The 20,594-nt window shown below is 59.5% G+C and carries 17 protein-coding genes and 3 pseudogenes; 9 read left to right on the top strand and 11 right to left on the bottom strand.

The genetic code is table 11. The annotated features are described in order from the left end of the window. Nucleotides 1-106: 106 nt before the first annotated feature. On the bottom strand, nucleotides 107-550 hold the full coding sequence (locus AWB75_RS25565) for an SET domain-containing protein (RefSeq protein ID WP_061126837.1): 444 nt from the start codon (nucleotides 548-550) through the stop codon (nucleotides 107-109). 73 nt (nucleotides 551-623) lie between these two features. On the opposite strand from AWB75_RS25565, the gene AWB75_RS25570 reads away from it, so the two are divergent. Continuing rightward, complete coding sequence (locus AWB75_RS25570; protein ID WP_235012233.1) at nucleotides 624-845, top strand: hypothetical protein; 222 nt, start codon at nucleotides 624-626, stop codon at nucleotides 843-845. A gap of 82 nt (nucleotides 846-927) precedes the next feature. Here the strand turns inward: AWB75_RS25570 and AWB75_RS25575 are convergent, their stop codons facing one another. Continuing rightward, complete coding sequence (locus tag AWB75_RS25575; RefSeq protein WP_061126839.1) at nucleotides 928-1,206, bottom strand: HU family DNA-binding protein; 279 nt, start codon at nucleotides 1,204-1,206, stop codon at nucleotides 928-930. A 69-nt stretch (nucleotides 1,207-1,275) separates the two neighbouring features. Continuing rightward, nucleotides 1,276-1,551, bottom strand: a complete 276-nt coding sequence (locus AWB75_RS25580) for a hypothetical protein (RefSeq protein ID WP_061126840.1) — start codon at nucleotides 1,549-1,551, stop codon at nucleotides 1,276-1,278. Nucleotides 1,552-1,822: 271 nt separating this feature from the next. On the opposite strand from AWB75_RS25580, the pseudogene AWB75_RS25585 reads away from it, so the two are divergent. Further along, a pseudogene (locus tag AWB75_RS25585) lies at nucleotides 1,823-2,290 on the top strand (tyrosine-type recombinase/integrase); the annotation flags it as partial. A gap of 597 nt (nucleotides 2,291-2,887) precedes the next feature. On the opposite strand, the gene AWB75_RS25595 reads toward AWB75_RS25585, so the two are convergent. From AWB75_RS25595 to AWB75_RS39495, 4 genes and pseudogenes are all read right to left on the bottom strand, one after another. Beyond that, nucleotides 2,888-4,174, bottom strand: coding sequence for an NRAMP family divalent metal transporter (locus tag AWB75_RS25595; RefSeq protein ID WP_061126841.1), 1,287 nt, complete (start codon nucleotides 4,172-4,174; stop codon nucleotides 2,888-2,890). A 602-nt stretch (nucleotides 4,175-4,776) separates the two neighbouring features. Continuing rightward, nucleotides 4,777-6,132 carry a murein biosynthesis integral membrane protein MurJ gene (gene murJ / locus AWB75_RS25600; protein ID WP_061126842.1) on the bottom strand — a complete coding sequence of 452 codons (1,356 nt, stop codon included), beginning with the start codon at nucleotides 6,130-6,132 and terminating at the stop codon, nucleotides 4,777-4,779. 728 nt (nucleotides 6,133-6,860) lie between these two features. Continuing rightward, nucleotides 6,861-7,097, bottom strand: coding sequence for a hypothetical protein (locus tag AWB75_RS37225; RefSeq protein ID WP_143746494.1), 237 nt, complete (start codon nucleotides 7,095-7,097; stop codon nucleotides 6,861-6,863). A gap of 583 nt (nucleotides 7,098-7,680) precedes the next feature. After that, a pseudogene (locus tag AWB75_RS39495) lies at nucleotides 7,681-8,031 on the bottom strand (hypothetical protein); the annotation flags it as partial. Nucleotides 8,032-8,517: 486 nt separating this feature from the next. Here AWB75_RS39495 and AWB75_RS25610 point away from each other — a divergent pair. From AWB75_RS25610 to AWB75_RS25625, 3 genes are all read left to right on the top strand, one after another. After that, nucleotides 8,518-10,086: a hypothetical protein gene (locus tag AWB75_RS25610; protein WP_061126844.1), complete on the top strand. Its 1,569-nt coding sequence runs from the start codon at nucleotides 8,518-8,520 to the stop codon at nucleotides 10,084-10,086. Between the two features lie 211 nt (nucleotides 10,087-10,297). Further along, nucleotides 10,298-11,719, top strand: coding sequence for a UbiA family prenyltransferase (locus AWB75_RS25615; RefSeq protein WP_061126845.1), 1,422 nt, complete (start codon nucleotides 10,298-10,300; stop codon nucleotides 11,717-11,719). A gap of 596 nt (nucleotides 11,720-12,315) precedes the next feature. Next, entirely contained in the window at nucleotides 12,316-13,020 is a 705-nt protein-coding gene (locus tag AWB75_RS25625) for a phosphatase PAP2 family protein (RefSeq protein WP_061126846.1), read from the top strand. A gap of 160 nt (nucleotides 13,021-13,180) precedes the next feature. Here AWB75_RS25625 and AWB75_RS39500 read toward each other — a convergent pair. Both AWB75_RS39500 and AWB75_RS25630 read right to left on the bottom strand, forming a co-directional pair. Further along, a pseudogene (locus AWB75_RS39500) lies at nucleotides 13,181-13,562 on the bottom strand (diguanylate cyclase); the annotation flags it as partial. A gap of 94 nt (nucleotides 13,563-13,656) precedes the next feature. Beyond that, complete coding sequence (locus AWB75_RS25630; RefSeq protein ID WP_143746495.1) at nucleotides 13,657-14,001, bottom strand: hypothetical protein; 345 nt, start codon at nucleotides 13,999-14,001, stop codon at nucleotides 13,657-13,659. A gap of 429 nt (nucleotides 14,002-14,430) precedes the next feature. On the opposite strand from AWB75_RS25630, the gene AWB75_RS25635 reads away from it, so the two are divergent. The 4 genes from AWB75_RS25635 to AWB75_RS25645 all read left to right on the top strand — a co-directional run bounded on the left by AWB75_RS25635 (nucleotide 14,431) and on the right by AWB75_RS25645 (nucleotide 18,637). After that, entirely contained in the window at nucleotides 14,431-16,875 is a 2,445-nt protein-coding gene (locus AWB75_RS25635) for a membrane-bound PQQ-dependent dehydrogenase, glucose/quinate/shikimate family (protein WP_087086832.1), read from the top strand. Between the two features lie 254 nt (nucleotides 16,876-17,129). Next, complete coding sequence (locus tag AWB75_RS37230) at nucleotides 17,130-17,423, top strand: hypothetical protein (protein WP_143746496.1); 294 nt, start codon at nucleotides 17,130-17,132, stop codon at nucleotides 17,421-17,423. Nucleotides 17,424-17,643: 220 nt separating this feature from the next. Then, nucleotides 17,644-17,853, top strand: a complete 210-nt coding sequence (locus AWB75_RS25640; protein ID WP_061126867.1) for a superinfection immunity protein — start codon at nucleotides 17,644-17,646, stop codon at nucleotides 17,851-17,853. 511 nt (nucleotides 17,854-18,364) lie between these two features. Beyond that, nucleotides 18,365-18,637, top strand: a complete 273-nt coding sequence (locus AWB75_RS25645; protein ID WP_143746497.1) for a hypothetical protein — start codon at nucleotides 18,365-18,367, stop codon at nucleotides 18,635-18,637. Between the two features lie 17 nt (nucleotides 18,638-18,654). Here the strand turns inward: AWB75_RS25645 and AWB75_RS25650 are convergent, their stop codons facing one another. Continuing rightward, nucleotides 18,655-19,533: an alpha/beta hydrolase gene (locus AWB75_RS25650; protein ID WP_061126849.1), complete on the bottom strand. Its 879-nt coding sequence runs from the start codon at nucleotides 19,531-19,533 to the stop codon at nucleotides 18,655-18,657. Then, nucleotides 19,530-20,294 (bottom strand): DUF4118 domain-containing protein, encoded by a 765-nt coding sequence (locus tag AWB75_RS25655; protein ID WP_061126850.1) that lies wholly within the window; start codon nucleotides 20,292-20,294, stop codon nucleotides 19,530-19,532. Before AWB75_RS25655 ends, AWB75_RS25650 begins: the two co-directional genes overlap by 4 nt. Nucleotides 20,295-20,594 lie beyond the last annotated feature (300 nt).

The raw sequence follows: 20,594 nt of genomic DNA on the forward strand, positions 1-20,594 counted from the left end.
AGCGATCAGGCTAATTCATTTTCAACGCGTCGAGGAAGCGGTTGCCGGTGCTTCGGCGGCCTTCTCGTGGACCACCGTGTGCCAGGTGCGCCTCACGACAAGTACGCTACCGACGCGCATTCAGCATCGTGCCTCGACAGCGGCGAGCGCCGCACCGACAAGCGTAAAGGCGCTTGAGCGCGGCCGTTCGGCGCCCTTCGACATCCATCGCGTAGTCGATGAAGATCTCTGCGCCCTCTTCGATCTTGCGTGTCGCCCGGATGAAGATCCGGTCGCCCTCCTGTTCGGCTTCACAGTTGGGCGCGCAACTGTGATTGATCCAACGCGCGGAGTTGCCGCCTTGTGCGCCATCGATCATGCGTCCGTCGTCGAGCCCGAAGAAGAAGGTATGCCCGTCTTCGGCGGCCGACCGTTCATACCGGCGCTGTGCCTCTTTCGCCGAGATGATCTCGCCTTTGTACTCGAGGATCGGATCACCGACGGAGATAGTCGCCGCGGCGAACACACCGCGACCATGAATGGGCGAGTGGCGGACTGCAATGCGGCGCATGGTTGAGACTCTGGCGTGAGAAGGAACGAAAAAATCTGCGCTGAGGTGACGACAGGCATAATCGCATCATCGCATGTCAGCCTGTCCAGAAATGTTCTCTCCGCCTCGTCGCAGGAAACTCAAACGCAAGCCGGCGCGCGGCACCCTGGTGCGCTATGAAGACCGGATCGCGGAAGTTCTGGGCGAAGCCCGCGGACAACGCGTCATGATTCGCTCCATTCACCCGGACGGACAAGAGCGCCGCACCGCGGTGAAATGGGTGAACCTCATACCGCTCGAGACTCAGCTTTTCTGACCAAGCGTGACCGGTCGAACGGGTGATGCGACGGCAAGGCGGCAACCTGCGGCCGTCGCGCGTCATCCGAACGTCGCTGCGTTCACGGCTGGTTGACGGCGTCCTTAAAGCTCTTCCCGGCGGTGAACTTCACCGTCTTGGCCGCTGCGATCTCAATCGTCTCACCGGTCTGCGGATTCCGACCGGTCCGCGCGGCGCGTTCGCCGGTCCCGAACGATCCAAAGCCGATCAGCTGAACGGTGTCTCCCGCGGCAACCGTTTTCGAGATCGTCTCGAACACAGCATTGATCGCCTCTTCTGCGGCGGTCTTGCTCGTACCCGACTGGGACGCAACCGCGTCAATCAGTTCCTGCTTGTTCATTGGATCCCCTCTCAATTGGAAACGAATGCGATCTTACCGAACCGCTATGAAAACATGCGACCGCCGCTGCTACGAGGCAGCATCGGTCGCATCCAGGTCGAACAGATCCGAGGTCGTGCTGTGGGCAGCGAGCAACTCAGGCAAGTGACCATTTCGAACCTTGGCCAGCGTGTCCGGCGACAACCAGATTTCTTCCATCGCGTTGATGCCTTCCTCGATCATCCGCTGTAGGAAGAACGATTGCTTGCGCCCCGTGGCCTCTGCCAGCACGCGCAACCGCTGCTCGATGACGGGGTCGATGCGCACCGCCACAACCCTTAACTTGTTCTCTGCCGATCTTCTCACCTGTTCACTCCTTTTGACCGTCGGCGCGACTGGAGCGCCAAGCGGTCACGGATGGCGCCACCCGCTGGCGCCATCCCGGTCATTATCTATGTTCGAGCTTTCGCCCTCGACGTTTTGCCAACGGCTGCCTTTCGCGCGGCTCGCCTGACTGGCGGACTGGATTCTGCCGTGGGCACGCGCCGCGGCGGAGGGCGCGACGTTCCGCGCAGCGACTTCACCTGCTCTTGAAACTACCGCAAGGAAGCCGAGCGACTCCTGCTCTGGTCCGTCGCATGGCAAGGGTGACAAGGAGCGGTTGATCCCGGCTACGCGAGAAATGATGACCGAACTTTCGCGGTATCGACAGCACCTCGGCTTGAGCGCGCTGCCCTCCCCCAACGAGGATACGCCCCTCGTTCTGCCTATCGCCGCCACCGCCGCCAATCACGGCACCGAGACCTGTTCACCTCTGACGCGCGCCGCTTTGCACGCAATCGTCAAGGATGTCTTTGCGGGTGCGGCGGCGGGCCTTCGCGAACGCGACCCGTCCGCTGCAGCGCGCGCCGACATCCTCGAACAAGCCTCTGCCCACTGGCTCAGACACAGTGCCGGGTCACACATGGCCGATCATCAAGTCGACTTGCGCCTCGTGCGCGATAACCTCGGACACGCGTCGTTGACAACGACGAGCCTTTACTTGCACATCGATGATGACCGACGCCATCAAGAAACCGACGAAAAGCACCGGATAGACTGGTAACCCTCACGATTGCCTCGACTTCATGCACGCTCCACCCGAACCACGGATCTCGGCAGATAAACGTCGCCTCACGTTCGTCATACTCTGGCGCGGAGAACCCGTGACCTGCGTTGTCTGCCGCGAGCCCTCGAGGCGTGCTTTTGGCTCGCGCCGAATGCGGACGACGCAAGGACGTTGAAGGTCTTCGTCGACGGGTTCAATCGCATTCGTGCCATCGCCGAGCGAAAGCTCTTGGCGCGGCCTTCAAAGCAAATTGAGCTATCTGCGACCGACTTCGCGAAAGGCTGATTGCGTCGCTCCGCGTCCTTCTGCTGGCCTCCGATTGTCGGCGGAGCTTCCGAACAGGATGAAAAGCACAGACGATGCATTGCGTCGAATGGGACCGCTGCCTCCGGTCGGCTGTGACATGCGCGCGTTGATGCACACACCGCGACTACGCACAATGACGGGGCCGTCGGGAGCTACGTTTTGGCAGCCGGCCAGCGCTTATGATGCCGGGACTGTATGGGTGTCGATGATCCCGCGTGGGCGCGCTCACCTGCTCCTGCCACCGCGTAATCGCCAAGGCCTGACGCGGCCGCAGATCCGAAAGGCATCTCACCCGAGCCGAAGCACCGCGTGGCTAATCACCACGCACGCCGTCGCGATGACCGCGAGCCAGCTTAACGCCCGAAGCGACCAGTGCGCCGAAAGATCCCCGACCGCGCCGCGTTTCGAACTCAACAGGACGAGCAGGACGAGTACCGGCGTGACGGTCATCCCGTTGACGACCGCGCTCCAGTAGAGCGCTTTGGCCGGCTCGACGTGACTTGCGGCCAGCGCCGTCGCGATCGCCATGCCGGCCGCCATGATTGCCGCGAGCAACCCGGCGATCCGCCGGTCGCGCCGCTCGCCGCGCTCCCAGTGAATTGAACTTGCCACGGCCTCCGCCGCCGAACCCGCCAGCGGCGGCAGCGCAAGCGAGGCCGAGCCGAACAGCGCCAGAGCCAAAACGTGGCGTGCATAGCCATGAGCAAGCGGCTCCAGCACGCCGGCCATCGGCGAGGTCTCGCCCGCAAACGTGCCGGGAAGGAGATGCAGTGTCGCCGCGGCAGCAATCATCACGCAGATCGAGACCGCATTGGAAAGCGCGGTCCTCAACAGCGTGTTGCGGCGCACGAGGCTCATCTTGCTGTTCAACGCATTCCTGCGCGCCGCGCCCTCTTCCGCGTCTCGAGCTTCCTGCTCTGCCTGCGCGAACAACAGGTACGGACTGACGGTCGTGCCGAGCACGGCGATCAGCATCGTCATGTAGCCTTCGTCCCAGACCACGCGCGGAACGAACGAGCGGATCGCTATCGCCTGCCACGGCACGTCGACGACGAGAATGACGCCGACATATGCGAACATCGCGAGCGTCAGCCACTTGAGCACCCGGGCATAACGCGCATAGGGAATGCACCATTGCAGCGCGAGCGACGCGCCGCCCGACGCGAATGTGAGCCACGCGAGCGAACCGCCGCAAAACACGCGCAACGCAATGCCCATCGCGAGTACATCGACGGCGATATTGAACGTATTCGCGAGCAGGAACCGCCAGACGGCAAAGTAGAAGAAGAGCGGCGAATAGTGCTCGCGCATGTTCACCGTCAGTCCGCGGCCGGTAATCGCGGCCACTCGACTCGCGATCAGTTGCAGCGCGACGGTCGACGGATAAGTGAGGACACACACCCACAGCATGTCGAATCCATACCATGCGCCGGCGAGCGTATAAGTCGCCAGGCCGCTGGGGTCGTTGTCCGACGCGGTCGTAACGAGCCCTGGGCCAAAGTCCGCCGCCCACGAATGCGCGGGCCGGGCGCTGCCCTGCACCTTGCTATCTGGCTTGTTATGAAGAAAGCGCATCGGGCGATTGAGCGATTGAGCGATTGAGCGATTGAGCGATTGATAGGCCGCTCTGCGCACAAAACGTTCCTCTCGCGCACGTTCAGCCGGAATTCCGCATCCCGCGCCTCGGAGCGCCGATAGCCGCGCTTTATATTGCCGTGCTACAACCGTGCGTGCTTCTCACTCGCGCCCTATGCGGTTCCGTAAATTCCGTGATGGAGAACAACAAACCGAACGCTGAATTCCTTTATGTCAACGGGTTCCCCGTATGACTGTAGTGAGGTGCCAAACGCTCTCGTAAGCGTGTCCGAGAGGAAACAGCACCAACATCGCACACGCAGTGGGCACGTGCATACGCTCGCACGAAGGCCGGCCGGCTTCACTCCGCATCTCGATGAGCGAATACATCAATCGCTTCCTGTGTTTGGGCGGTACGGGCGTGTTCTCGAGCAGAATTGATCGAACTCGTTGCTCACGCTTTATGGCCTCCGATAAGAGACCGTTTGGTTGGAATGGGTCGATAAGGCTTAGCGAGCAGGCCAGGTGTCTCCGCTTTCCGATGCTGCCTATGCGCTCAACGGCCGCCGTCAGCAGGCCGTCGTTCATTCGAGATCGTTCGTTTAAGGGGCACGGGAGGCCGGGGCGAAGCGCGTCCAATAGATGTAGCACGCTAGCACGGCGAACGCGCCGACGCCGGTCGCGAGCAGCACGCCCTGCGCGCCGAAGTACCGGATGAGAATGATATTGCCGACTATCTTAATTCCGAAGCCAACCAGCGAAATCACGGTGATCGCCCGATAGCGCCTCTCGCTCGCGAACAGCTGCGTAAGCACGCACATGCCAAAGTAGAAAGGCACTTGCAGCAGCCCATAGCGGAAGAGCGTCGTGACGGCGACGGTGTCGTCGGCCGTGAAGGCGCCGTTCTGAAAGAGCAGCTTTACGGCGAACGGCGCGAGCAAATACGCAATGAGGCTGCCGCTCAAGCCAACTGCCGTCATCACGCCGGACCATTTGAGCGCCGTGCTGCGAGCGCGCGCACGATCGCCGCGATGGAGAATCTCCGCGAGAATCGGCAGGGTTGCGCGGGCGATCGCGAGAGTTCCCATGCTGAGTACGAGCGACAGCAGTCGGTTCGCGTAGCCGAATGTCGCGATGGCGCCGTCGCCCTGTTGCGCCATAAAGTACTGGTCGACGGGGAGCCATAGACCTGCGACGACCCAGCCGATCGTAAGCGTGCCCATCGATCGGATCGTGTGCGGCCACTGCTTCGCACGGGTCGAGACGCGTGGCATCGCGGACATCGAATCGGCACGCCGCGCCAGTACGCGTAGCCACGCGGATTGAACCACGAAGCCGAGCGACGTGCCGACGACGAGCGGCCAGATCGACTCGTTATCTCGCGCGGCGAGCACGAACACGAGCAGGCCGATGGCCGGCACGCATTCGAGCAACGTGTTGATGTGTTTGCCGGAAGCCTGCAGCCGCGCCGATGAGATGGAGATCGTCAAGGTCAGTACGCCGACCGGCATCATGCTGAAGATCATGTTCCGGCAAATCTCGCGCGTCGATTCGGCGAGGTTGCCCCCCACGGCCTCCGCCATATATGGCCAGGACAGCCAGAGCAGCAGACACGAGATGGTTCCGACGACGAGCCCAGCGCCTTCGAGTTCGCTGAGAAAGCTGTTTTGCTCGGACTTGTCGTCCTTGAGCGAGACGAGCGCAGGAACAAGCAGCACGCTCAACACGTTCGTGAGCATCGTGGGCAGCCAGGTGACGAGCGTGAGCGCGAGTTGATAGGCGTCGACGGTGCCGCTGATCCCGTAGCGATACGCGATCGCCATTTCTTTCGATGCGCCTATGCACTTGCCGAGGATCACGAATGCCAGGAGCACGACCGCGCTTCTTGCGATTCGCTTGTGATCCCCATGCACGTCGCCGAAACGTCGTCTTACCAATTGCACCGCTGCGCTCAGCACTGTACTCCTCCTGCGTGAAAGCCTTTCGCCGCTTGTCTCGACGTCAGGACGAATTTCATTGTGCGCGTGAATGTCGCGCGAGCTGACCGCTCCAGCCCTAGAGAAGGAAGGGGCGTGCGCGAAAGCGGGCTGCGCGACCGTTTGCTAATGCACCATCCCCAACCAATCGTCGGTGACGAAGGCGTGGCAGGAGTTCGATGAACGTAGTCGGGTGAAGCCTTGTTGATCTTCGCGGCATTGCAGGACGCACTGGCAACTTTGAGCGACCCGCTCCGCCAGATGAGCAAGGAACAGAGCCAGTAGCTGATCTTTGCGATGGGCCTGGTCGTGGCAAACGATGGCTTGTTCTCGATGGCGAAGTTGACCACGTTCACTCGCAGACCTAGGCCCGCTCGATGCGAATCGCGCCGTGCGCGGAGATGGGCCTCACGGTTCATGCGGGTCTCATTGTGCGCGCGCGATAATGGCTTTTGCTTCTTCTCGGCCTTCGGCAGTTAGCTCGTACTTCTTCACGACGGTCGTTCTCCCGCCTTGCCGCACGGTGACTGTATCGCGCTCAACTAGCCCACGCTCGTGAAACTCGTCAAGGTCGGTCGCAAGATGCTTCGCGCGTAGCCGCCCCCTCATAGATGGTGTACGGGACGCCCGCCGCCGCATAGATTGACGCTAGTTCTCCGGCTAGGCTATGAATCGGCACCCGCCTCGCGTGAATCGTCACGAGAAGCCAATCAAGCCGTTGACGAAGCCCGCCTCCACCCAGTCAAGCACTTAGATTGGCTGGGCTTCCATGTGATGGAGCGCACGCCACGCAGATCGTAATCAGCCTTCAGGCGTCGCCACGCGTCGGCCTCGTGGCGCATCCCTTTGACGATATGCACGGTGCTTCCGAACGCGTGGTAATCGATGGTGAAAATATAGTCGCGCGGCACGGCTGCCGCGATCGTAGGAATGTGTCCGTGTTCCATGGTGCGCACCGGATGTTTGTTTATTTTGAGTGCGGACTGCGCAGGGTGAACTCGACGGTCCGGACTTTTATGCGTTTCCTTTGGAGGCGATTCTATGCTGCATTCGGAGGTTGCTAACAGTCTGCTCGCGAATATGTGCGCGAAAGCCAACACTTCACGGCGAAGCTGAATGCGACTCATGCAACGACGCATACGCGCGTGGCAAAAAGATAGGACGACAGCGAGCGCTCACGTGCGGGAAACTCTACCGCACCGCGCGATGTCGCCTTCAAAGTTTTGTTGTTCAGAATCCCGAGAGAGCTGGTGCTGGGCGCTCAGCAAGAGTTCGAACATCGAACGGTTGTAACTCTCCGACCTAGTGTGCTCTCGCGTGCCACAAGTTGAAGCCGTGCCACGCGAGGTGCGACGCCGACGGCGTGGTGCAAGAAATCACTGCTTCGAGCCGCATTGGGTCCGTGCGCCGTACAACCGCAGTAGGCGAACAAGCCTCATAGTGCCCCTTGAAACCTCGCGCTGCCGCGTGCCGAGGCTTCGGCGCTGGTCGAAGAAACGCTTCGCGCGCAAATCGCGCGCATCCTGCATTTGTCGCCTTCTCGCGGGCGGGCTCCGCGTCACCGCGAGCCTGCATCGACCTATAGCGGCGTGCGCTCGCGGCCGGCATGCCGCGCGACAGCGCCTCCAGTCGAGCCGCACGACGGCCGCCTCCGCGTCGCTCCCGAGCAGGGTCTCGCCGAGCGCGGGTAGTGCGTCGCTAGACGAAATCGCCAAGCCGCCGATACTGGACTGCAGCGCCTCGCGCGTCTTCTCGTTACGGCAAGGAAGCCCACGTCGTCTAACGGGATGCCATGCCGGCCGCGCGACGCCATTCGACGAGCGCCTCGAGATAGCAGTTGGGCGCCACATAGCTCGACTGCCCAGGATTGCCTAACGCGGTCCATGGCGCCGCAGGAAAGCCGCATGACACATTGCAGCGTGGATATTCGGTCAGCCGTCTAGCCGGTTTCTGCGCTCGAGTATCGACAGATTTCTTCGAGCAAAAGCCCGAGCTCTGCGCGCGCTACCTGATGGCGACGATCCGATTTGCCTATAGTTATCTGCGTCGCAGCAAAGCCGCCCCAAGCCTGCTGACGTAGAGCGTGGATCTGCAAGGAAAGCGTACTCTCCCCACATAAAGGTCTTTATGCGAGGTGGCGAACGAACGATTGCGCGACATACACGTACGCTTTTAACGCAATTGACATACGCGCACGAAAACGCGGGGCATGAGCGACTTTTAACCGGCGATTCAGACGTGACCAGTTCATGTCGGTTCATCGTCCTTGGTGTTTACCCGCGTCCGGGCGATCGTCAATTGCTGGAACGGCCAAAAAACACGGCAAATCTCGCCGCAAAGAATTAAAACAAGCAACCGGGGTTCTGGATGACCAGGGGAAACCGAACGAGCAATGGCGTTTCGCCATCGCATTTTTGGAGTGTCTGGCTGATTGCGACCGTAGTCGCATCGGTGCCATTCCTCACCACGGCGATCCCGCCGCTCGGGCAACACTTTTACAACATCGTTCGGGTCGATATCCTTTCGCATCCTGCATCGTATGCCAGCAATTTTGTGGTTCGGTGGGATGTTCTGCCTGACCTTGCGATGGACTTGGCCATCCCGTGGCTCACAAAGTTTTTCCCGGTAGAGTGGGCCGCCTGGCTGTTTACCCTTGTTGAGCTCGGGCTGCTGACGTCGGGCTGCCTAATGTTGAGCCGCGTCGCCAATGGACGTTGGTCATGGTTACCGTTTACCAGTTTCTTGCTACTCTATAACTGGATACTCATTCGCGGCTACGACAACTTCCTGTTCGGCCTTGGTTTGTGCTTTTGGGCAATCGCCTTGCATGTGACGTTGCGCGGGGCAACTGCCGCCCGAATCCTTGTCTCGTGCTGCAGCGCGCTTGTTATCTATTTTTGCCATCTGTTTCCGCTCGCCGTTTTCGCTCTGGTCACAGGCACCTGGGAACTTGGTTGTCTTATTCAAGAGGGGAAGGTGTCGAGCCGCTCACTCGCTCGCCATGCGGCCGCGAGCCTCGTTCCGTTGCTCCTTCCCATTGCGCTGTTGGCGCACAGCAGCACCGGCGGCCTTCACGGGTCAACCAACTTCGGTTTCTTCCGCATATTCAGGAAGATCGCTGCTTGCATCGATGTGTTCTGGGTGGGCGATCGCACAGGCGATGTGGCGGTCGTGGCAGGCTTGAGCGTGTTCGTGATCGTCGGCTTCATCCTCAGGTGGTGGACGTGCAAGCCAGAGTTCCGCATAACCGTGCTCGCACTTCCGGTTGTAGCCCTGCTTGCGCCATTTGATGCGTTTGCTTCGTACGCCGTGGTCGAACGGTGCGGAATAAGCTTCGCGTTTTTGCTGACTGCGCTGGTTGGCGTACAGGATTCGGTGGCGCCACGTCTTCAACGGTTCAGCGCCCTCGTGCTGACGATCATCTTCGTTTTACGGATCGCAACCGTGACTGAAGACTGGCGGGCTGCCAAGCCTGTCATTCAAGCTTACCGCGATACGTTCGCATCTCTGAAGGCCGGTTCCGTTCTATTCCAGTACAAGCAAGACACAGACTCTCCGTCCCCAAGACAAGACCCCCGCCGCTGGAACCCATATCTGGACAAGGTCGTGGCGCTCGCCACGCTGGACGGTGTGCTCGTCCCCGATCTATATCTCAAAGTTGGCCAGCAACCGGTGCTCTACCGCAGTAAGAATCTAGCATTTCGGGCGTTCCAGGATGAAAGCGCAAACCGGGCGCCAGAAATCAAAGCAGACGGCCCAATGTTGCGCGCGTGGTCGACTGAACTGCAGGAACGCTTTCCGGACCTTCGACGGCGATTCACGGCGGTCTATCTTGCGGTGTTCGATCCATACCGGCGCCTTCCCGAGGCCCTTGACGGTTGGCGACTCGTCGCGACTTTACCCGAACATCGGCTCTATGAGCTGCGTTCTCGTTGACCTCGATTACGGACGATAGCCTAGCGCGACGCATAAGAAGTTGTGCTGTCCCACCGCGCCGCGCTCCATATCGAGCGCGGTAGCGCCGGGTTAGCAACCTTGCCGATGTGCATGGAAGCCGCGGAGCGCAGCCAAGATTTCGATGTACAACAACAACCTTGCTCCAAAAGCGCGTGTCGCCTTTATAAAAAAATGGAAGGGTGGTGCTGAAATGACGGACGTAAGCGTTCCTCTGTGCGTCGATCTCGACGGAACCTTGACCTCGACTGACTTGCTTGCCGAGACGTTCCTCGTGCTCGTCAAGAAAAACCCGATCTACTTGTTCTTGTGCCTCGTCTGGTTGTTGAACGGCAAGGCCCGCTTGAAAGCCGAAATCGCGAAGCGTGTCTCCATTGACGTCTCGGTGCTTCCCTACAACATGGATTTCGTCGGCTTTCTGCGCGAGCAACGCGAAAATGGGCGAGATCTTTATCTCTGTTCGGCGTCAAATCAGCAGCTCGTCGACCAAATCGCCAAACATTTCGGGTTCTTCAGAGGCGTGCTTGCCAGTGATGAAGTCCGCAACCTGAAGGGCAGTCAGAAGGCCAGTGCGCTGACAGAACGATTCGGCGCTCAAGGATTTGACTATTGCGGCAACGGGCTCGCGGACGTACCCGTTTGGAAGCAGGCGCGTCAGGCGATCGTCGTAGGCAATCGTCGCATCGCAGCGGCGGCGAAGAAGGTCAACCAGACCATCGTTGTTTTCGAACAGAGGCGCTCACTTTTGCGCCTCGTCGTCAAGGAGATGCGCGTCTATCAGTGGGTGAAGAATCTGCTGATCTTCGTGCCGCTTCTCACATCGCACCGCTTCACTGATGCGCCGACGATCCTCGCTGAGGTGACAGCATTTTTTTCTTTCAGCTTTTGTGCGTCGGCCTGCTATCTGCTGAACGATATGCTCGACCTGGATTCGGATCGACGCCATCTCAGGAAAAGGAGTCGGCCCTTCGCGTCGGGGCAATTGTCGCTCGCGCTTGGAATGGTGCTCACCGTGACGCTCCTGATCGCGGCCGCTACTCTGGCATCCCGAATAGAGCAGCTATTTCAAGTGGTAATGGTCGCCTATTTCGTCGCCACGCTGCTGTACTCTTTCAAGCTCAAGCGCTTCGCGCTCGTGGATGTCTTTGCGCTTGCCGCGCTCTATACGAGCCGCATCATCGCGGGCGGTGCGGCCGGCGATATTCGCTTGTCCGACTGGCTCATCATGTTCTCCGTGATGATGTTCCTGAGCCTTGCCATGGTCAAGCGCTACACCGAACTCGATGGCCTGCTTCGAGCGGGTCAGGTGTCCGCCTCGGGACGAGGCTACGTCACGCAAGATTTGGGTATTTTGCGTTCGTTCGGCACGGCCTCCGGATATGTTGCGGTACTGGTCCTTGTGCTTTACCTGAATTCGTCGCAGGTGCACGTTCTCTATCGCCATCCACACGCGTTGTGGATGCTCTTTGGCTTGTTGTTGTACTGGATAAGCCAAACGTGGATGCTTGCGTTCCGCAGTCAGATGCACGATGACCCAATTGTCTATGCAGTCAAGGACCCCTTTAGTCTGCTCGTCATTTTCCTGTGTGTGGCCACAGTTGTGGTCGCTGTATAACCAATTTTCCTGCTTACCATGTCGTACATCACGCTTCTGTTGAGCGGCTCCTGCAGCGCGCTCGCAAGTATCCTTCTCCGTCTTGCCGGCAAGCTGCCGGAGACTAGTTGGCGCGCTCCTGCTCGGCTTTGCGACGCGTCCGCTTTTTTGCCGTTTCGGGGCCATCTGCGCCTATGGGGCAGGTTTCGTCCTGTATGCCATTGCCTTGAAGCGCGTCGAGCTTAGCATTGCCTATCCGCTGATGGTTACAGTCACGATCCTGGGAAATAACACTGTTCGGCGTGGCCGTGCAGGAGGGGACTTCACTGCGTACTTTCGCTGGAGTGGCACTCCTCGTCGTGAGTGTTTTCCTGCTCTTCGCACCTCAGTCAACGACGGCTTGAGCGTTGGGTCGCGTGCTGGCGCGAGCACAGAATCGTGAGCCGAACAAATTTAAGGATGACGATCTTCTCGCCCAATTCGGCCACGCGCCGGTACATGCAACAGTACCGCGGAGCGATAGATCCGACTCTATGCGGGGTATTGAACGTACGAATACACCCCGATGCACGTACGCTCTTAACAATAACGACATATATTTCACGGAGAACCGAAGAATGAGCGCTTTTGATACGGCAATTCAAACCTGGGTGGTCCATATCGGCGCGTCTTCCTTCCTGTTCACTCATACCGTTCAGGCGATCGCCCAGTTCTACTTCACCAAAGGTCTCGTTCCGCTGGCGATTCTCTGCGCCATGTGGTGCCAGAAGGGAGATGATCAGCAATGGCGCCGTGAGATCGTTGTCGCGACGCTATGTGCCGCGCTCGCGGCATTTCTGCTCGGCCGCCTGTTCGCGCTGACGTTGCCGTTCCGCCTTCGTCCGCTTTACGATCCCGCCCTTCACTTGTCGTTTCCCTTGACGAACCAGATCGGCGACGGCATGCGCCTGTGGAGTTCGTTCCCCAGCGATCACGCCGCGCTCTGGATGGCGGTTGCCGTCGGCATCTTCCTCGTGTGGCGATGGATCGGCGTGCTCGCGATCATCCACTGCGCGGTCTTCGTGTGTCTGCCGCGCGTGTACCTCGGACTGCATTATCCGACCGACGTCATCGCAGGCTCGCTCATCGGCGCGTTCTGCGTGTGGCTGCTGACGCGCGCGCCGATACGCACCCGCATCACGCCGTTCTTCATGCGATTCATGGCGTATCGACCGGGCATGGCTTACATGCTTGCGTTCCTGTTCTTCTTCGAACTCGCGACGATGTTCGACGAGCCGCGTTACCTCGTCGTGTTGGTCATAAAGCAACTACACCGAGGCTGACGCGCTTGGCGGCAACTGATGCGACCAGTGCGGCGCGCAGCCGGACGGTGCGTGCGGCGGATGTCCGACGCGCGAAGCTGATCTTGATGCTTCAGGATGGCGAATCACGCGGCAGCATCATGCGCACACTGGGTTGCGACTCGCGCCGTTCAAACGTAGATCAGTCAGTAAGGTCAGGAATGACTTTATTTCGGCCGGCGGCTTTGGCGTGATACAGCGCCTCGTCGGTCCCCCGTAGAGCGCAGTCAGCTCCGCATTCTGCTCGGGTCGCCAAGTCGCTATCCCAATGCCGGCCGTCACCCGCCAAATTCGCCGCCGCATGCTCAGTTGCGAGCTCGGAACCTCTCTCCGCCATAGCGCGCGGTAGTGTCGGCCGGGCGGTTGGATGCTTTCTCCAATACAACGCGCGACGGCGGCAAGGGCATCGTGACCCGCCTGATGGCCGTACGCGCTAAACGCCTTCAACCGTCCGTCGTTCCGATGTCGACAAAAAGCAGTGAAAAGAGGCTGCGAGTGCGACGGGCGTGACGCCACTCCCGATCCCATCGGTCGACAGTGCATATGCCGAATGTGTCGAAACCCATGCACTGGAGTGTTCCCACATTTTGTCACATCGAGCGCAGCTTGCGTTGTGCTTCAAACCGACGACGCATTTGGACGCCGATCCATTTCCCCATTTCCGTCTTTTACGTCCAGTCCGGAGTCTCGGGCCTTCACCGTATAGACATATCCTCGATTAGTGCGCGTGCGGGAGAGAATTCCCCGGTCAACTAACTCTGTAAGATCTGCCCGCAGCAGTCGAGCGCTGACAGCGCCGCAGCCTTCCTTCTTGCCTGCCTGGCCGATTGCGACTAGATATTCGGTCGAAAAGGCAATATTGGCCGTGCTCAAGAAATCGCCGTAGCGCCGAGTCTGAGCCGCCTCGATGAGCCATTCCAACCGCTCTCGGAGAGGCATTGTCTCCCGTTTCAGCATTTTCATTTGGCTCTCGCTTGGTTCAGCACTCTTAGCAAGATCATTGAAGTTTCCTAGGCAAAACACAATCATCGTCGCAGCCGATTGCGCATTGCGTGCTCACTTTGATAAGCATCACGAGCACGCAGATCTATTCCTCTCAAGTAGCGCGCTACTAGCTTTTTGTCCCTTTTGTCCCGCAAGCAGCACAGCGAACCCCTGTCAATCGGGACGGATTTGCAGTTCATCCGTATTTACGAATTCCCTGAGGGCGGCGTAGCAGTAACTCTCGCAGGCGCACGAAAACAAAGCAAGGCAAAGACAAGGAATTCGATGCGCTCGAAAGCGCGCGCGCCACGGCCGCGAAATTCAGTACGTTAGACAACTGACGGAACCCGGGCAACTGAACGACGATTCCCTCGCATACAACAAACACGAACAAGCGAGGGGACCACGATGGATCGCGCGAACATTTCCACAATCGCGGCATCAGGATCACTCGCGACAACCCGGGAAGGCGTCTCGCCATGGCCATTGCGTCTGCTGGCGATATCGTTGGTTTCGCTCGGATTTTTGCTTCTCATGGGCGGTGGCTGGCTGATCCTGCTCGGAGGTTCCGCGTATTACGTGATCGCAGGCGCAGGGATCGCCGCATCCGGCGTCCAGCTGTTTCGCTTTCGCAGGTCTGGGGCGTGGTTGTACGCCATGGTATTTCTCGGCACAGTAATCTGGAGTGCATGGGAAACCGGCCTGAATTACTGGGGTTGGGTGCCGCGCCTTGGATTGATCACCGTCATCGCATTTTTCGTCTCGCTGTTATTGCCGATGCTGGACGTATCGAAGAAGGTGTCGCGCTCTCTGGCGGGGACCATGTCGGTGATCTTCGTCGTGGCCTTTGCGCTCGCCTTTGTGCCCTACAACGTCACACCCGCAGTCGGGCCCCTACCGGACAAGCCTCTCGTCACGGGAGCGAGGTCACATGTCACCCGGCAACCCGACAGCGACTGGTCAGTCTACGGCCGCGACAATGACGCGACGCGATACTCGCCTCTGAAGCAGATCACACCGGAAAATGTGAGCCAACTGCAACAGGTGTGGATGTACCGCACGGGAGATCTGCCTCCGGCGGGCCGGCAGAACAAATGGGCGGCAGAGACGACCCCGCTCAAGATTGGCAACGCGGTCTACCTGTGCTCGGCGACGAACGATCTGATGAGGCTCGACGCGGCGACCGGAGATGAAGTATGGCGCTACAAATCAGGCGTGAAGTACGAAAGCGTACCGTACACCGCGGCGTGCCGGGGAGTGGTGTACTACGAATCGAAGGTCCTTTCCGCGCAGCATCCGTGCAGGAGACGGATCATTGAAGCCACGCTGGACGAGCGCCTGATCGCGGTCGATGCTGATACGGGCAAGGCGTGTGAAACGTTCGGTAAGCATGGTCAGGTGGATCTCATGGTCGGAATGGGTCCGTCCGTGCCTGGCTTCGTTGCTGAACCCGCACCGCCAACCGTGGTCAACGGCATCATCGTCACGAATCAGGAGGTGCTGGACGGCCAGCGTCGCTCGGCGCCCTCCGGCGTGATTCGGGGTTACAGCGCCGACACCGGCAAGTTTGTCTGGGCGTGGGACGTCAAGCGTCCGAACGACCACGGCGAACCCCCACCGGGTCAGTGGTACAGCCGCGGCACGCCAAATTCATGGACCATGATGGTCGGCGACGACAAGCTGGGCCTCGTCTATGTACCGACGGGGAACTCCGCGGTCGACTACTACAGTGCGCTGCGCTCGCCCGAGGAAAACGAGGTTTCTTCCGCGATCGTCGCGCTGGACGCGCGTACCGGCGAGATGCGCTGGGTATTTCAGACCGTGCACAAGGATGTCTGGGACTACGACATCGGGTCACAGCCCACGCTGATCGATTTCCCGGATAAGAACGGTGCCCCGATCCCCGCGATGATCGTGCCCACCAAGCGCGGCCAGACCTTTGTGCTGGACCGACGCAACGGAGCGCCATTGACGCCGGTCGAGGAGCGTCCGGCCCCGTCCAGCGTCATAGCGGAAGATCCTCGGACACCGACCCAGCCGTGGTCGGTTGGCATGCCTCGGCTCGGATTTGGCAATCTGAGCGAAGAAAAGATGTGGGGACTCACGCCTCTCGATCAGCTCTACTGTCGAATCAAGTTCCGACGCGCACGTTATGAAGGTGAATTCACTGCGCCGAGCCTCACCCGGCCCTGGATTCAATACCCCGGAAACAACGGTGGAAGCGAATGGGGCAGCGTGGCGTACGATCCGACAAACGGCGTGCTGGTCGCCAACTGGAACAACACCCCTATGTACAACCAGTTGCTCACTCGATCCGAGGCAGACGCGCGTCGCCTGAAGTCGATCGACGACGGGGCCTTCGATCCGGACGGAGGGGGTTCAGGGGCGCAAGCCGAAACGCCTTATGGCGTTTCAGTGCATCCCTTCGTCATGAGGTACACCAACTTGCTGTGCAGTGAGCCGCCGTACGGCATGATCACCGCGATCGACATGCATACCCGTGAGGTGTTATGGCAGCGACCTCTCGGCACGGCGCGCGCGAATGGACCATTCGGCCTGCCGACCGGCATGCCGATCGGTATCGGGACACCCAATAACGGCGGTCCGATCATCACTGCCGGAGGCCTCGTTTTCATCGCGGCTGCGACAGACAATCTTATCCGGGCGATCGACATAAGCTCCGGGAAGGTGGTCTGGAGCGATGTTCTGCCGGCGGGTGGCCAGGCGACTCCCATGACGTATGAAGTGAATGGACGCCAGTTCATTGTGATCGTCGCTGCGGGCCATCATTTCATGGAGACGCAGCCTGGCGACTATGTGATTGCCTACGCCTTACCCAAGCGCGGCGCCTAATGCCGTGTCGGCGCTCACGAACGCGTTGCGGCCCGCGGCGCCCGCGCCCGCTTGGACCGCTCGCACTCGTGTTAGCGGCGATTTAGAACTAACCGCCCGCAAAGCTATCGCCTTCGTCCATGACGTTGGCGAGGGCCGCGGAGACAGGGGCACGCCCTGGCAGCGAAACTTGGTATGTTAGGTAACTGACGGAATCTGAGCACTCGGCCGACGATTATCGTGACCACAACAACACAAATTGGCAGGGGACAACGATGGATCATGCAAGTATTCATACATTCGCGGCCGCCCTGCCGTGCGACTACATTTTTTCGATCGACTACTACTCAGCCGGATCCGCCGCACACATCATCAAAGACGCAGTCTCCGTAATCGACGCATGGCGACGTCTGACTGCTTCCCACGATCTTTGTGGCGTGCGATCTATCGCCGTAGAAGCGCAACCGCGCGAAATTGCCGCGCTATTCTCGACTGCTTCGCTGGATGAAGTGACGTTGGAAAAGGGTGATTCAGATTGCTGCGCCACTGGCTGCTCAAAGCAGGCATGATAAAGACGTCTCAATTTGCTTGTCGTATTTTTGGCGCCTCGACAGGCGCCGCTGCCGCAGTTCTTGACGGAATACTCATCGATACTCGATGGGTTGTGCGCGGCAGGCCTCACTTCCGTTTTGACGTCAAGCGTCCACAAGATCAAACTGGTTGCGCGCTCTTCTTTGATCCCGGACGCGATGGCAGAAGACAGCCACAAAACAAGACATGGAGACCAAAATGATCGAAGTCGCCCTGCCAATCCTCCTGATTTTGTTTTATATGTGGCCATCGGTGATCGCCCAGTCGCGCAATCATAAAAGCTACGACGCGATAGTCGCACTGAACATCCTCCTCGGCTGGACATTCCTCGGCTGGATTGGCGCGCTTGTATGGTCGCTCACTGCAGCAAGAACGACCGCCGCCGAGCGACGTTTTTTAGCCGAGTGAGAACAGCATCTGTCCCGCGCTGCCTTGCGACTTTGGGCCGTTTCTCTGTGCGCATCGACGCACTCGAGCCGCGCGATCGCTCTCGTCCTGTTCGAACGCGGCAGGGCAGACGATCCGCGCATTGGCCAAATCACCCTGACTTGCGCCGCCCAAAAAGCGCGGTTTGACTGCGACATCAACACTCGGCTGGGATCTCAGGTTCTCGTCGCGCTCCGCATGCGCTAATGCGCGCGTCGCACTGGCATTGCATATCGAACGATCGTTCTGCAATCGACGACCCGGTGCGTAGCTCATAGGTCGACAAGGAGCCGGAAGTTGTCAGCGCGACTCGGTCGCATCAGGTTACACATCGCTTTGCCTTCGATCCGCCCAATGCGCCCTCGTTGGCTCGACCCTGCGCGGCCAGCCAATCGGCGCGCTTGCGCCTGATCGTGACTCGAAGGAAAGTACCTTTTGGCGGATGGCAAGGTCGAGCGCGTGGCCGTAGAGGCCCGCGATTACGTCGCTTTGCGTGACAATCCATGTGGGTTCCTTTCCAATTCATACCGGGGCCGGGGAACTGGCCGTCGAATATAGCGCGTCGACGGGAATGCCCTACACCATACACGGCGGACTGGTGCGCTCGCGGCATCTTGCGAAAGACCCTGCCGAGCTTCACGAACGCGGGTTTGTCGAGCGCGAAATCGTCACTTTGCGGCAAGGACGCGGCATGGCCGTCCTGAAGAAATACGAGCTAACTGCCGAAGGCCGCGCCGAAGCGAATGCCAAGCGCGCGGTACGATAAGGCTGTTGCTTTGAATGTCACGTGCTAAGCGCCGCGATCTGCCTGAGTCGTCGCGCGAGCGCCTTCGAAATGACCGGCGCCCGCTTTCCGTCAGCGACGTCACCGGCTTCCTGGCTCTCGCGCAAAAACAATACAATCTCTCTCGCCACGATCTCACGCTCGTTATCGGACGTGATCATGTGATACGAGTCGTCGAGGAAGATAGTGCGCAGGAAGCTCGAGTTGACACGGCTGGCGACGAAACGCGCGTTTAGCGGGCTGGAGGTCTCATCGTCAATCGCGTGAATAACCAGGCTGTCGGTCGTGATCGACGGCACCACCCCGCGAACGCACCTGGCCAGGCGGCTTGCCTCGTGCAGCGCGGGCAACGAGATGGTTGACGGTCCGACTTCGCTGAAGTCGCTCCTTTGCATTGCGCGTGCGACCTTTGCGCGCAGCGCTTCGTTGCGCAGGCCGAAGGGCTGCTCTTCGCGATACCGCCAACGGTGGCGCAGCGGAGTGTAATAGGCCCAATATAATAAAAATCTGTACCAAGGCATCGCCCAGCCATCGTAATCCAGCGTAAGCGAGAGCAGGATCAGCGCTTGCGCCGACGGCCGTTCGTGAACGACGGCCAACGACAATGCGGCGCCGATCGACAAGCCACACACGGAGACTCGCGCGTATTGTCGTGCCAGCGCATCGAACTCGCGGACTGCAGCGGCTATCCAACTCTCCATCCTGGCGTGCGGCGATCCCGCACTATAGCCGTCCAGCAGCGGTGCGACCGAGGTAAAACCTTCGCGATTCAAGGCGCGGGCGAGGAAGCGCATCTCAAGCGGAGAACTCGACAGGCCGTGTAGCAACAATACCGCGTGATCGCCGCCTGCATACGCTATGGGCTTCAGTTCGCTCATGACGATTCCTCGAGACGAAACACAAGGAAATCGCCCGCGTGGGTCGTAAAGCGTTCGCAAAGACAGTTCACCGTTTTATGTGCGGTCCCAACGCCTAGCCGTACGCGGTGACTGCCTGCATGAACCGTCGCCGCCAAATGCTTGACGTCGTCCGCATGAACACTGTTGTAACGGATTCCCTGCGCAATCGCAACGTTTGAGGTTTGCGCTGCGTCGATGCTCGCACTGCCCCCCGGGGCATTCCTGTCGACCGCTTTGATCATGACGATATCATTGTGATAGTGGGGAAGATGTCGCAGCAGTCGATGTGTCTCGTCAGCTGCGCGATTGGCAACCGCCCGCTCGTTATCGGCCCGCAGGAGCATTTCATATCGCGAGCGCGCCACGTCCGCAATGAGCTCCGCGCGAAACTGAGCACGGCGCAAACGTTCAATGAGACATATCACCAACACGGTGGCCAGGGGGTAGGAAACAATCAGGGCGACGTCGGATTGATCCAGCACATCGAACTGGCCATACGGTGGAACGAACAGATAATCCGCGACCCCCAGTCCAAAAATCATCACCGTGATTGCCGGTCCTAACCCAAAGTAATACTCAATGAGCGCCGCCGCTATAAAGAACAGGGTGCCCGGCATGATTGGCCCAAGGAGCGGGTGGGCTAGAAATCGTATGCCGCATGCAATTCCAAGCGCAATGCCAGCGATAAGCCAGCGCTTCAGTCCGCGCGGCGCCCAGCGAGCAGCGTTTCTCACCTTCATTCTCTGTTCTTCCCAGCCGCACGTAATCTTAAAAAATGGAGCACAGGATGAAATATACCGTACGCGTTTGCGAAGAAATCAGCCAGTCGGGGTCGCACGCACACATGGGAAGGACTGCCCCGTGGCTCACTTCGCAGCGAAATCTCGTGACCATCATGTGTTTAATCATAACCGCAATCATAACCGCACGATTAACGACGGCTCTCTTCGTCGGTTCCGGCCGTCCGTCGTCGAGGCGACGAAATAACCCTTGACGCTGACATCGTCCATCGCATCATCTTAGTAGCAGACCGACGTTGA

The sequence above is a fragment of the Caballeronia catudaia genome, from assembly GCF_001544755.2.
GTDB classification, from domain to species: Bacteria; Pseudomonadota; Gammaproteobacteria; order Burkholderiales; family Burkholderiaceae; genus Caballeronia; species Caballeronia catudaia.

Coding starts and splice junctions, on each gene's coding strand:
- AWB75_RS25565 (WP_061126837.1), bottom strand. CDS start 550: ATGCGCCGCATTGCAGTCCGCCACTCGCCCATTCATGGTCGCGGTGTG.
- AWB75_RS25570 (WP_235012233.1), top strand. CDS start 624: ATGTCAGCCTGTCCAGAAATGTTCTCTCCGCCTCGTCGCAGGAAACTC.
- AWB75_RS25575 (WP_061126839.1), bottom strand. CDS start 1,206: ATGAACAAGCAGGAACTGATTGACGCGGTTGCGTCCCAGTCGGGTACG.
- AWB75_RS25595 (WP_061126841.1), bottom strand. CDS start 4,174: ATGCGCTTTCTTCATAACAAGCCAGATAGCAAGGTGCAGGGCAGCGCC.
- AWB75_RS37225 (WP_143746494.1), bottom strand. CDS start 7,097: ATGGAACACGGACACATTCCTACGATCGCGGCAGCCGTGCCGCGCGAC.
- AWB75_RS25610 (WP_061126844.1), top strand. CDS start 8,518: ATGACCAGGGGAAACCGAACGAGCAATGGCGTTTCGCCATCGCATTTT.
- AWB75_RS25615 (WP_061126845.1), top strand. CDS start 10,298: ATGACGGACGTAAGCGTTCCTCTGTGCGTCGATCTCGACGGAACCTTG.
- AWB75_RS25625 (WP_061126846.1), top strand. CDS start 12,316: ATGAGCGCTTTTGATACGGCAATTCAAACCTGGGTGGTCCATATCGGC.
- AWB75_RS25630 (WP_143746495.1), bottom strand. CDS start 14,001: ATGAAAATGCTGAAACGGGAGACAATGCCTCTCCGAGAGCGGTTGGAA.
- AWB75_RS25635 (WP_087086832.1), top strand. CDS start 14,431: ATGGATCGCGCGAACATTTCCACAATCGCGGCATCAGGATCACTCGCG.
- AWB75_RS37230 (WP_143746496.1), top strand. CDS start 17,130: ATGGATCATGCAAGTATTCATACATTCGCGGCCGCCCTGCCGTGCGAC.
- AWB75_RS25640 (WP_061126867.1), top strand. CDS start 17,644: ATGATCGAAGTCGCCCTGCCAATCCTCCTGATTTTGTTTTATATGTGG.
- AWB75_RS25650 (WP_061126849.1), bottom strand. CDS start 19,533: ATGAGCGAACTGAAGCCCATAGCGTATGCAGGCGGCGATCACGCGGTA.
- AWB75_RS25655 (WP_061126850.1), bottom strand. CDS start 20,294: ATGAAGGTGAGAAACGCTGCTCGCTGGGCGCCGCGCGGACTGAAGCGC.